Origin of the sequence: Streptomyces sp. NPDC053560, assembly GCF_044544605.1 — a bacterium.
In the GTDB taxonomy this organism is placed as follows: Bacteria; Actinomycetota; Actinomycetes; order Streptomycetales; family Streptomycetaceae; genus Streptomyces.
The window spans coordinates 672,579-684,536 of sequence record NZ_JBITXI010000002.1; the positions used below are offsets into that span (position 1 = coordinate 672,579).

General features: G+C 72.0%; 7 protein-coding genes and 1 pseudogene. 7 read left to right on the forward strand and 1 reads right to left on the reverse strand.

Annotated elements, in window-relative coordinates:
- The first annotated feature begins 161 nt into the window (after positions 1 to 161).
- The 7 genes and pseudogenes from ACIGQF_RS06275 (at position 162) to ACIGQF_RS06305 (ending at position 10,471) form a co-directional block, all read left to right on the forward strand.
- Positions 162 to 1,397, forward strand: a complete 1,236-nt coding sequence (locus tag ACIGQF_RS06275) for a S8 family peptidase (protein ID WP_399706141.1) — start codon at positions 162 to 164, stop codon at positions 1,395 to 1,397.
- Between the two features lie 237 nt (positions 1,398 to 1,634).
- Positions 1,635 to 2,048: a hypothetical protein gene (locus ACIGQF_RS06280; RefSeq protein WP_399706143.1), complete on the forward strand. Its 414-nt coding sequence runs from the start codon at positions 1,635 to 1,637 to the stop codon at positions 2,046 to 2,048.
- 2 nt (positions 2,049 to 2,050) lie between these two features.
- Positions 2,051 to 3,196: a GNAT family N-acetyltransferase gene (locus tag ACIGQF_RS06285; protein WP_399706145.1), complete on the forward strand. Its 1,146-nt coding sequence runs from the start codon at positions 2,051 to 2,053 to the stop codon at positions 3,194 to 3,196.
- Positions 3,197 to 3,511: 315 nt separating this feature from the next.
- Positions 3,512 to 4,333 (forward strand): glycosyltransferase family 2 protein, encoded by an 822-nt coding sequence (locus ACIGQF_RS06290; protein ID WP_399706148.1) that lies wholly within the window; start codon positions 3,512 to 3,514, stop codon positions 4,331 to 4,333.
- Positions 4,330 to 5,301 (forward strand): annotated as a pseudogene (locus ACIGQF_RS06295) (glycosyltransferase family 2 protein); the annotation flags it as partial. The gene ACIGQF_RS06290 and the pseudogene ACIGQF_RS06295, both read left to right, overlap by 4 nt.
- A gap of 302 nt (positions 5,302 to 5,603) precedes the next feature.
- Complete coding sequence (locus ACIGQF_RS06300; protein WP_399706399.1) at positions 5,604 to 6,374, forward strand: polysaccharide deacetylase family protein; 771 nt, start codon at positions 5,604 to 5,606, stop codon at positions 6,372 to 6,374.
- Positions 6,375 to 6,454: 80 nt separating this feature from the next.
- Positions 6,455 to 10,471 carry a lipopolysaccharide biosynthesis protein gene (locus ACIGQF_RS06305; protein WP_399706150.1) on the forward strand — a complete coding sequence of 1,339 codons (4,017 nt, stop codon included), beginning with the start codon at positions 6,455 to 6,457 and terminating at the stop codon, positions 10,469 to 10,471.
- Between the two features lie 65 nt (positions 10,472 to 10,536).
- Here ACIGQF_RS06305 and ACIGQF_RS06310 read toward each other — a convergent pair whose 3' ends face one another.
- Positions 10,537 to 11,946 (reverse strand): xylan 1,4-beta-xylosidase, encoded by a 1,410-nt coding sequence (locus ACIGQF_RS06310; protein WP_399706153.1) that lies wholly within the window; start codon positions 11,944 to 11,946, stop codon positions 10,537 to 10,539.
- Positions 11,947 to 11,958 lie beyond the last annotated feature (12 nt).

The window sequence follows — 11,958 nt, forward strand, 5'->3', positions numbered from 1 at the left end:
ATGACATCAAGCCACGTCCTCTTGAATCCTTGAGTACCTCTCGGCGAATCTTTCGTCCGGGCGGTCCCGACGCACCCTCAGGGACCGCCCGCAGCGCACGAATCCGTGCGCCACCCCCCATGCGCACGCACCACGCGCACCGATGAGGAGGACCCCCTCGCATGGCAGTGATGCGTACCACCGCAAAGGTTTTCGGCCGGATCCCGGCCAAGCTCCGGATCGCCACCGCGCTCACCACCGCCACCGCCGCGGTCACGCTCGGCGCGGTCGTGGCCCCGGCCCAGGCGGCGCCCGCCGAGGGCACGGTCGTCGGCGCCGGCGCGAAGAACGCCGTCCAGGGCAGCTACATCGTCACGCTCAAGAAGGGCGCGGGCCTCAAGGCCGCGTCCGCCGACGGCAGACGCCTGATATCCGCGCACGGCGGCACCGTGACGCACACGTACACCGCCGCGCTCAACGGCTACGCGGCCCACCTGTCGGCGGCGGAGGCGAGACGCCTGGCCGCCGACCCGGCCGTGGACCAGGTGTTCCAGGACACCACGGTGCACGCCACCGGTACTCAGACGAATCCCCCGTCCTGGGGACTGGACCGCATCGACCAGACGAATCTGCCGCTGGACCAGCGCTACACGTACCCCGACACCGCCGGCAGCGGTACCACCGTCTACGTCATCGACACCGGAGTGCGCATCACGCACCAGGACTTCGGCGGACGCGCGGTGAACGGTTACGACGCCGTGGACAACGACAACGTCGCGCAGGACGGCAACGGCCACGGCACCCACGTGGCGGCCACCGCGGCCGGCACGAGCTACGGCGTCGCGAAGAAGGCGAAGATCGTCGCCGTACGGGTGCTCAACAACTCCGGTTCCGGCACGACCGCCCAGGTCGTCGCCGGTATCGACTGGGTCACCAAGAACCACAGCGGCCCGTCGGTGGCCAACATGTCACTGGGCGGCGGCGTGAGCACCGCGCTGGACAACGCCGTCAAGAACTCCATCGCCAGCGGCGTGACGTACGCGATCGCCGCGGGCAACAGCAACGCGGACGCGAACACCTCCTCGCCGGCCCGCGTTCCCGAGGCGATCACCGTCGGGGCCACCACCAGCACCGATGCCCGCGCCAGCTACTCCAACTACGGTTCCCGTCTCGACCTGTTCGCGCCCGGCAGCAGCATCACCAGCGCCTGGCGGACCTCCGACACCGCCACCAACACCATCTCCGGTACGTCGATGGCCACCCCGCACGTGGCCGGTGCCGCCGCCGTCTACCTCGCCGGGCACACCTCCGCCTCGCCCGCGGCCGTGTCCAGCGCGCTGGTCGCCGGTGCCACCTCCGGCGTCGTCACCTCTCCGGGCAGCGGCTCGCCGAACAAGCTTCTGAAGATCGTTCCGTAGCCTCCGGGACCACGGACCGGCCGCCACCCTTCATCGTTCCAGCGCAATCGGAATGACTGCTTCGCGGCCTTGCGGCACCGATCAGGAACGAGCCACGCCCGGTGTGAACGGCGTCCCGGACGTGGCTCGTTCACACCTTCTGTGCACCTTGACGCGCACCCGGCAGGCGCGCCACATTGAAGCCCGGCATCGGGTGCGTATGAGCATCAGGCCGCTTTATGGGGGGCAAAGCTGCCAATGCAGACCAAGACCATCAACGGCAACAGATCCACCGGCAGCAGACCGGCACGACGGGAGTCGACACCACTGCTCGCGGGTGCGGCCGTCGCGGTGGGCGGCGTGGGTGCCGTGCTGGCGCTCGCGGACCTCGCCTCGCCGCTGCGCGCTCCGTTCGCGCTCTTCTTCCTGCTGGCCGCACCCGCGGCCGCCCTCGCCGCCGCCCTGGGACGCCTGGACCCGCTCAGCCGCACGGTGGTCGCGGGCACCGGGGCCTTCGCCGTCGATCTGCTGGTCGCCCAGACCATGCTGTCGCTGCACATCTGGTCGGTGCGCGGCGGGGTCCTCGCCGTCGCGGTGATCAGCGGCACCATCTTCCTGCTGGCGAGCGTGCGGCGCCGGGGGGCGTCCGCGCCAGATGCACGGACGGACTGAACGTGGACATCAGCGTGTACCGCCCCGGCGAGCTGAGCGGCGCCGCCCGGGCGGCGTGGACCGCCGTGCAGTCCCAGGCGCACCTCCTGGGCGCGCCGGACCTGGGCAACCCTTTCCTCGCACCGGAGTTCGCGCTCGCGGTGGGCCGCTGCCGCCGAGGCGTACGCATCGCGGTGATCAAGGAGGAGGACGGCGAGCCGGCCGCCTTCCTGCCCTTCCAGCGGACGGCGCTGGGCGTCGGGCGGGCGATCGGCCTGGGCGTCTCGGACGCGCAGGGCCTGGTGCACCGGCCCGGCTTCCAGTGGGACTCGCGCGAGCTGCTGTACGCCTGCGGGCTCGCGGTGCTGGAGTTCGATCACCTGGTGGAGGGCCAGAAGCCCTTCGAGGAGCACCCGCTGCAGACGTTCCCGTCCCCGGTGATCGACGTGGACCAGGGCTTCGAGACCTACCTCGCCCGGCTCCGCAAGCAGTCGCCGAAGTTCACCCGCACCACGCTCGCCAAGGAGCGCAAGCTCGGGCGGGACGTGGGCGAGGTGCGGTACGTCCACGACGAGCGGGATCCGGCCGTCCTGCAGACGCTCATCGACTGGAAGTCCGCGCAGTACCGAAGAACGGGACGCAGCGACCGCTTCGCCCGGCCCTGGATCACGCACCTCGTGGAGCAGCTGTTCCACACCCGCACCGACTCGTTCGCGGGCGTGCTGTCGGTCCTGTACGCCGGCGAGCGGCCGGTCGCCGCGCACTTCGGACTGCGCTCCGAGCGGATCCTGGCGTGCTGGTTCCCCGCCTACGACCCGGCGTACGCGAAGTTCTCGCCGGGGCTGATCCTGCATCTGCGGATGGCCGAGGGGGCCGCCGCCGACGGGATGAGCCATCTCGACCTCGGGCGCGGCGAGAAGGAATACAAGGACTCCTTCAAGACACGCGAAATCCAGGTGTCGGAAGGGTGGGTGACCCGGCGCCATCCGGTGGCGATCGGGCACCGCGCGCGACGGGCGCCGGTAAAAGCACTGCGGAACACCGTGGTGACCCGGCCGGAATTGTTCGAACCAGCCGACCGGCTGCTCAAACGGATGGGCCGAATCCGTGCCGGAAATCACGGAACAGCCCGCTCCATTTCCATCGGAAAGACAAAAGGGGATATGTAGTTCCAGCTCTTGCCATAGAGTGTCATTCATCAATACCGTCGTACAATCCATCCGCACCGGATCGTCACTCAGCGGCTTTAGGGGAGGGCTCAGAAGCCGCGACGAGGACCGGGGCGGAGCGCGGTAGGGGGGTGCCGTGCTCGACGCGCTTGCCGGCGTCGGGTGACGAGCCGCGGATTCACGCATGCCAGCTCGCTCTGTTCGCCCGGTGTTTCCTGCCGTGCTGAACAGGGTGTGAACCCCCTTTTCGAACCGGATACACATCCGGGCCGCCCGGGGGTGGGCGGTCCACCGGACGAGAGGGAAAACAGACTCATGAGCTCGTTCCTTCGCCCTGCGAAAACGGAACCGGACCCGAAAACTGCCATCCCGCGGATACCCGCGCAGGCGCAGTACCGACCCGTTTCATCGCACCTGGCGATTGCTCCGCCGGTCAGCGTCGTCATTCCGGCGATGAACGAGGCGGAAAATCTCCCGTACGTTTTCAAGACACTTCCGGACTGGATCCATGAAGTGGTCCTGGTGGATGGGAATTCCACCGACGACACGGTGCGGGTCGCCCAGGACCTGCGCCCCGACGTCACGGTCGTCAAGCAGCGCGGCAAGGGCAAGGGGGATGCCCTCATCAGCGGCTTCGCGGCGTGCACCGGCGAGATCATCGTCATGATCGACGCGGACGGCTCGGCCGACGGCGGCGAGATCGTCTCGTACGTCTCGGCGCTGGTCGGCGGCGCCGACTTCGCCAAGGGCTCCCGCTTCGCCAACGGCGGCGGCACCGACGACATGACGCCGATCCGCAAGCTCGGCAACCGCGTGCTGACCACCCTGGTCAACACCAAGTTCGGCGCGCGCTACACCGACCTGTGCTACGGCTACAACGCCTTCTGGCGGCACTGCCTGGACGAGATCGCGCTGGACTGCGCGGGCTTCGAGGTCGAGACGCTGATGAACATCCGCGTCGTCAAGGCCGGCTTACGCGTCCAGGAGATCCCCAGCCACGAGTACAACCGCATCCACGGCGTCAGCAACCTGCGCGCGGTCCGCGACGGCATCCGCGTCCTGAAGGTCATCCTGCGTGAACGCGGCACCCGCAAGCGTGCGGTGCGCCCCGCGATGATCACGGGAGAGGTGTCTTGAGCATCCGCATCTCCGTGGTGATCTGCGTGTACACCGAGGACCGCTGGGGCGACATTCTCGCCGCGGCGGCCTCCGTGCGTGACCAGCTCCACCCGGCACACGAGATCCTGCTCGTCGTCGACCACAACCCGGCCCTGCTCACCCGGCTGCGCACGCAGTTCGCCGGGGCCACCGACATCGGCGTGCTGCCGAACGCCGGTCCAAGAGGCCTCTCGGCGGGCCGCAACACCGGCGTCGCGGAGTCCACCGGCGAGGTCATCGCCTTCCTCGACGACGACGCGGTCGCCGAACGCGAATGGCTGCTGCACTTCGCCGAGGGCTACGCCGACCCCGACGTGATGGCCATCGGCGGCCGTACCGAGCCGGTCTGGGCCTCCGGGCGCCGCCCCGACTGGTTCCCCCGGGAGTTCGACTGGGTCGTCGGCTGCACTTACCGCGGCCTGCCGCCGGGCCGGACGCGGGTGCGCAACGTCCTCGGCGGCAACGCCTCGTTCCGCCGCGAGGCGTTCGAGATCGCCGGCGGGTTCGCCACCGGCATCGGCCGGGACGGCGACAAGCGGCCGCTGGGCTGCGAGGAGACCGAGATGTGCATCCGGCTCACCCGCGCCTGCCCGGACGCCGTCCTGCTCATCGACGACCGCTCGGTGATCCACCACCGGGTACCGGCGGGGCGCGAGCGCTTCTCCTACTTCCGTACCCGCGCCTACGCCGAGGGCCTGTCCAAGGCCCTGGTCGCGCGCAGCGTCGGCGCGCAGGAGGGGCTGGCCACGGAGCGCCGCTACACCACCCGCGTCCTGCCGGCGGGGGTGGCGCGCGGCCTGCGCGACGCGCTGCTGCGCAGGCCGGGCGGCGCGGGCCGGGCGGGTGCGATCGTGGCGGGCGTGGCGGCGGCGGCCGGCGGCTATCTGGTCGGCACGGCCCGTACCCGCCGCTCGGGCGGCTCGTTCGTGATCGCCGCGGTGCCGGGGCCGACGCCCGTACCGGACGACACCGCGGCATGGGGCGCGGACCCCGTGGCGGCGGAACGCCCGCCCGTGGCGCCCGTCCCCGCCGGCCGTCCTCCCGTGCCCCCCGTGGCCGCCGACCGCCCGCCGGCCGAGCCGGTGGCCGCCGCCGGCCGTCCCCCGGTGGAGCCCGTACGGCTGGCCGCGCGGGCCGAGAAGCCGGTGCGCGGCGACGGCGGCCTGCCCGGCGAGACGGTGCTGCACGGCGGCGAGGGGGCGGTCGCGTGAACACCGCCGCCTACCCCCCGGAGCCCGTGCCGATCCTGATGTACCACGCGGTGGCCCACAAGCCGGCCCCCGCGACGCACGGCCTGTCCGTCTCCCCCGGCGCGTTCGCCGAGCAGATGGCGGTCCTGCACGACGAGGGCTACCACCCGCTGACCACCGCGGCCCTGGCAGCGGCCTGGCGGGAGGGCGCCCCGCTGCCCGGCCGCCCCGTCCTCATCACCTTCGACGACGGCTACGAGGGCGTGCACCGTTACGCCCTGCCCGTACTGGCCAAGTACGCCTTCCCGGCCACCCTGTTCGTGTCGACCGGCTGGCTGCCCGGCCCGTACGACGCCGGCGGCGCGCTGGACACCATGCTCGGCTGGGACCAGGTACGGGAGCTGGCCGCCGCCGGCGTGGAGATCGGCGGCCACAGCCACACCCACCCCGAGCTGGACCAGCTCTCCGACGACGCGCTCTGGTCCGAGGTACTGCGCTGCAAGGGGATCGTCGCCGAGCAGCTGGGCGCGGCCCCGGTGTCCTTCGCCTACCCCTACGGCTACTCCGACCGCCGGGTGCGGCGGACGGTGCGCGCCGCCGGCTTCCGGCAGTCGCTGGCCGTCGGCAACGGCCTGGCCGGTTTCCGGCAGGGCCCGTACGCACTGCGCAGGCTGACCGTGCGGCGCAGCACGGAACTGGCGGAGTTCCGGCGGATCGTCGCCGGAGAGGCCCTCGGGCGCGCCTTCGCCAAGGACCGTGCGCTCACCAAGGGGTACGCCGTGCTCCGCAGATCGCGCCAGGCGATCAGGCGCTGCGCTCCCGGGGACTGACCCCGCGCGCAGCGCCGATGAAAGGCCGTCAGTGGGGCCCGGTGACACAGTGCCGGGCCTCAGGAAAGGGAACCGAGCCAGTGTCTGACACGACCACCCGCACCGAGGAGCGTACCCAGGACGAGCGGGCGACGGGCGGGCGCAAGCTGCGGTTCCCCGGGAGCGGGGGCGGTGGCACGCCCCTCTTCCGCAACGCCTACGCCCTGATGCTCAACACGGGCATCTCCGGGCTGCTGGGCCTCGGATTCTGGCTGGTCGCCGCGCGCTACTACACCGAGTCCGCGGTCGGCCAGGGCTCGGCGGCGATCGCCGCGATGAAGCTGCTGGCCGGGCTGACCGCGGTGACCCTGACCGGTGCGCTGGCCCGCTTCATCCCGGTCGCCGGGCGGCACACCGGCCGGCTGGTGCTGCGCACGTACGCGGGCAGTTCGGTGATCGTCGCGCTGGCCGCGTGCGTGTTCCTGCTGACGCTGGACCTGTGGGGCCCGTCCTACCGCTTCCTGCACGGCACGCTGAACGGCCTGGGCTTCATCGTGGCGGTGATCGCGTGGTCGCTGCTGACGCTCCAGGACGGGGTGCTGACCGGGCTGCGCAGCGCGGTGTGGGTACCGCTGGGCAACCTCGCCTTCTCCACCGTGAAGCTGGGCCTCCTGATCTTCATGGCGGCGGCGATCCCCACCGCGGGCGTCTTCGTGTCCTGGGTCGCGGCCATCGCGGTGTCCGTGATCCCGCTGGGCTGGCTGGTGTTCCGGCGGCTGGTGCCCCGGCACGAGGCGGCCACCGCACACACCGCACGGCCGCCCTCCCTGCACGAGATGGGCCGCTTCCTGGCCGGCGACTACACCGGCTCCCTCTTCTCGCTCGCGGTGGTCTACCTCGTACCCGTCCTGGTCGCCTCGCAGGTCAGCGCGGCCGACAACGCGTACTTCTACATCACCACCACGATCGGCGGCACGGTCAACCTGCTCGCCATCAACATGGGCGCCTCGCTGACCGTGGAGGGCTCGCACGACCCGGCCCGGCTGGCGGAGAACACCCGCGCCGCGCTGCGCCGGATGGCCCGCATCATGCTGCCGGTGTGCCTCTTCCTCTTCGTGTGCGCGCCGTACGTCCTCGGCGTCTTCGGCAAGGGGTACGCGGACGCCGCGACGCCGCTGCTGCGCTGGTTCGCGGTCGGCGCCGCGCTGCGTGTGGTGATGGAAACCTACTTCGCGGTGCTGCGTGCGCAGAGCCGGACCTCGGGACTGGCGTACCTCCAGGGCCTGCTGTGCGTCCTCGTGCTGGGCCTGACGCTGCTCCTGCTGCCGCGGATGGGGCTGACCGGCGCGGGCGTCGCGGAGATCTGCAGCGTGGCGGTGATCGCGTCGATCGCCGCCGTGAAGCTGTACGGCGTGGCCCGGGGGCGGCCGGCGGCACCGCTCGCCAAGGCCCCGGCCGACGGGGTCGCCCCGGACGGCGACCTGGCGGATCTGGCCGTCCACGGCGACCTGGGGGACGCCGTGCGCACGCTCCCGGACGACCGGGCGGCGGCGCCGGAGAGGGACGGCGCGCACCGCCCCACATGGGCGCAGCGGGCCCGCCTCGACGTGGACACGATGCCACTGGGCGTGCACGTGGATTTCGATCACATGGAACGGCGGCCCGATGTGCGGCCGCCGCTGACGGAGGAACAGGTGGCGGAGGCGTACCGGGAACCGGAGGCGAAGGGCGGCGGTGCCGGCGCGGACGCGGCACCGCCCGCCGCCGGGAAGCCGTCCTGGGCAACGGATCGGCCGGCGGCCGGGACACCGGCACCCGGCCCGGCGCGCAACGGCACGCCGGGCGCCGGGCCGGACGGCGCCGATGCGGCGGAGGCACACACCCTCCGGCTGCCGGCCGTCGGGCCGTCGGACGCGCACACCGTACGGCTGCCCGCCGTCACGCCGGTGGACACGTCCGAGGCGCACACGGTGCGGCTGCCGGTCGTCCCCGCGGCCCCCGGCGGCGCCGCGGCGGGCGGCGGAACAGCCCTCGGCGGTACGGCCGTCAAGGACACGGCCGCCGGAGGTACGGCCGCCGGAGGTACCGCCGGGGCCGCTCCGGGCCGCGGCGGAGCCGGCGCCTTCCTCACCGGCCGTCCCGACCTCGGCGTCTGGGCGCTGCTCGGCGTCGCGCTCGCGCTCTTCTGGCTGCCACTGCGCGGGATGGGCGACGCCGATCTGGACCGGATGGGCGGACTCGGCCTGGTCTCCGTCCTGCCCGTCGCGACGCTCACCGGCGCAGCCCTGCTCGCCGTGGCGTTCGCCGCGGCGCTGTGGCTCTCCCGGCCGCGCCGGGTCCTGCTGGCGGTGACGCTGGTCCTGACGGTCGTGGCGCTGCACTCGCTGCCCGCCCTGCTGGAGGCCCAGCCGCGCTTCGCCACCGCCTGGCAGCACCTGGGCTTCCTGGACTACATCGGCCGGACCGGCACCGCCGTACCGGACCTGGACGCGCGCTGGAGCTGGCCGGGCTTCTTCGCCGGCGCGCAGTTCCTCGCCGAGGCCTGCGGCCTCACCGACTTCGGCACGCTGCTCCGCTGGTGGCCGCTGACCGTCCAACTCCTCTACCTCGCACCGGTGTTCCTGCTGCTGCGCTCCGTACGCGCGGACTGGCGCGCGAAGTGGAGCGCGGCATGGCTGTTCGCGCTGTGCGGCTGGGTCGGCCAGGACTACTTCTCGCCGCAGGGCTTCACGTACCTGCTCTACCTGGCCTTCGTGGCGGTCCTGCTGGTGTGGTTCCGCGACCCGCGGGTGCTGCCCGGCAAGCTGCGCCCCGGCGAGACCGAGGTGCGGCCGGCGGACCGCAGGCAGCGCACTGTCCTGCTCTGCGTGCTGATCGCACTGTTCGCGGTGTCCGTGGCCGGCCACCAGCTCACGCCGTTCGTGATGCTCGGCGTACTGATCTTCCTGGTGCTGGTCCGCCGCTCGACGCTGCGCGGCCTGCCGCTGCTGCTCGGCGTCATGGTCGTCTTCTGGATCGGCTTCCTCGCCGAGCCCTACTGGTCGGGCCACTTCGACGAGCTGTTCGGCGGCATCGGCGGCCTGGGCTCCAACTTCACCTCCTCGGTGTCGGGCCGTATCGAGGGCGGCAGCAGCACCCACAAGCTCGTCCTGTACACCCGGGTCCTGCTGGCCGGTTCGGTGCTCGCGCTCGCGTGCTGGGGCGTGCTGCGGCGCCGTCGCGCGGGCTTCACCGAACGGTCCCTGCTCGTCCTCGCGTGCGTGCCGTTCCTCGCCTTCGGCATGCAGTCCTACGGCGGCGAGATGGCGCTGCGCGTCTTCATGTTCGCGCTGCCGGGCGCCTGCGTCCTCGGTGCGCTCGCGCTGTTCCCGCGCCCCGCCGGGGGACGCCGCGGGTTCGGGCCGCTCGCCGCCCTGCTGGCGGGTCTGGTGCTGGTCTTCGGCTTCCTCGTGGCCCGCTGGGGCAACGAGCCGTTCGAGCGGACCCGGACGGGCGAGGTCGCGGCGATGGAGTACGTCTACGCGCACGACCGGCCGACCGCGCGCCTGCTGTGGCTGACCGACGACCCCGTCGAGAACGTCACCCCGGACATGCCGTGGGGCGCCCGCGACATGGAGCGCGTCCAGTACGAGCCGACCCTCGCGCCGCGCGACCCGGCGCGCGTCGGCCCGCTCGTGAAGGCGCTGGAGGAGGCCGGCCCGCGGTCGTATCTGATCGTCAACCGCGGCCAGTCCGAGGCGCTGCGGCTGGACGGCGGCTACCCGGACGGCTGGGAGCAGCGGCTGCGGGCGTCCCTGGACCGCCGGGCCGACCTGCGGCAGGTGCTCGTCAACGACGACGCCGTGCTGTACGCGCTGACGGACCCGCCCGCGGGCGAGGTGCGGCAGCCGGCTCCGGGGCCGGCCGGCCCGCTGGTCACCTGGACGCCGTGGTCGGTGGCGGGCGGTCTGGCGGCGGTGGCGCTGCTCCTGCTGCTGGGCACCCGGGAGATCGTCCGGGTGGCGCTCCCGGCGAGCGTGGGCAGGCAGCGCTGGGTGCAGGGCACGTTCTGGTTCGCGATGCCGTTCCTCGTGGTGTTCCTCGCGGCCCTGGTCCAGCGGTTCGTGACGATGTCGTAGGCCGCGGCGGTACGGCGAGGCGCGAACGGCGGGCGGGGCGCGTCCCCGCCCGCCGTTCGCACGGGTCAGCTCCGCTCGAGCCAGCGCAGCCCGTAGGCCGGCAGGTCGAAGGTGCGGCCGTCGACCTTGGCCTGGATGGGCCTGCCGACGGTGTTGACCACCAGTACGGCCGCGTCGTCGGCGAGCACCCGTACGTTCGGCCGGTCGTCCGGCGCGACGGAGACGGAGCGGAATTCCGTGCCCGGCGGGAATTCCTTGCCGAACCGGGCGAGCAGCTTCATCATCGGCAGTTCCGCGCCGCCGTCGTCCAGTTCCGTGCTGCTCCACAGACAGCCGGGGCAGTCCGTGTCCTCGTTCTGCGGATTCCAGTACAGCGCTGTGGCGACGCCGGCCTCCGCCATTTCCATCATGGCGGTGGCCTGCACCGCGGTGCGGTGCGATTCGCTCCAGCCGTGCCGGTCGTCGTTCTCGTCGGCGACCTCGACGTACCACTCCGTCCACCACACCGGCAGCCCGGTCTCCTCACGGAGCCAGCGCGTGACGTCGCCGAATTTCTTCGTCGCCCCGAATTCGTCCGGCGCGTAGGAGTTGTCGCGGGTGTAGCTGGAGCCGTCGACGGCCAGGAAGTCGGCCCCCGCCTTGTGCTCGTTCCAGTACGAAATGGCGTCCAGTACCCGCTGGTCGACCGATCCCCAGTCCCCCGCGAGGTCGGACGCGTAGGAGTCCTCGCCCGGCCGGTAGCTGTCCATCACGATGTACGGGCCGCCGACCTGGATCGCCGGATCGACCTTCTTCAGCTCCTTGTGGACGAGGTTGTACAGCCGGGTGTAGCCCTCGTAGTCCCAGCGGTTCCGGTCCTCGTCGAAGAATCCCTTGAGTTCGTTCCAGACGATGAAGTGCCGGACCTCCGGATAGCGTTTCGCTATTTTCCCCGCCAGTTTCGCGAAGTCCTCGTAGTGGTCCGCGTCGGGCGCCTTCTCCAGCTCGCCCCAGTCGGTCCTGCCGGCCTTTCCGCCCTTCATCCAGTCCGGCGAACAGCACAGAGTGAGTACGGGTGTGCCGCCGGTGCTGCGCATGAGGGCCAGCCGCCGGTCCAGGTCGTGGAAGTCGTATTTTCCGGGGCTCGGTTCCGGATTGCGCGCGCCCCAGCCCATGATGTGCTGGTTCTGCGGCATCGGATCGCCGGTCAGCAGCCGGTCGGCCTCCACCTCGGCGGCGGGCTCACCGCGGTCGGCGCTGAACTCGGTGTGCGTGAACCCCCAGCCCAGCTGCTCCATGGCCTCGGAGCCGCCCAGCACCCCGTTGTCCGCTCCCCCGCCCCGCTGCCCGCCCGGCGACATCCCGCACATGACCAGCAGCAGCGCCAGAACCATCGCCCCCGTTCCGAGAAGCGCGGCGATCACCCACCCCGCTCGTCCCGGTATCGGCACCCGTAACCCCCCATGACGTCCCACAACGGGCAAGCCTAGCCACATTTCCGCCTGTTG

What these genes read in the sequence shown, in the direction of transcription:
- ACIGQF_RS06290 (WP_399706148.1), top strand. Translation starts at nt 3,512, where the DNA reads ATGAGCTCGTTCCTTCGCCCTGCGAAAACGGAACCGGACCCGAAAACT.
- ACIGQF_RS06300 (WP_399706399.1), top strand. Translation starts at nt 5,604, where the DNA reads ATGTACCACGCGGTGGCCCACAAGCCGGCCCCCGCGACGCACGGCCTG.
- ACIGQF_RS06275 (WP_399706141.1), top strand. Translation starts at nt 162, where the DNA reads ATGGCAGTGATGCGTACCACCGCAAAGGTTTTCGGCCGGATCCCGGCC.
- ACIGQF_RS06280 (WP_399706143.1), top strand. Translation starts at nt 1,635, where the DNA reads ATGCAGACCAAGACCATCAACGGCAACAGATCCACCGGCAGCAGACCG.
- ACIGQF_RS06310 (WP_399706153.1), bottom strand. Translation starts at nt 11,946, where the DNA reads ATGTGGCTAGGCTTGCCCGTTGTGGGACGTCATGGGGGGTTACGGGTG.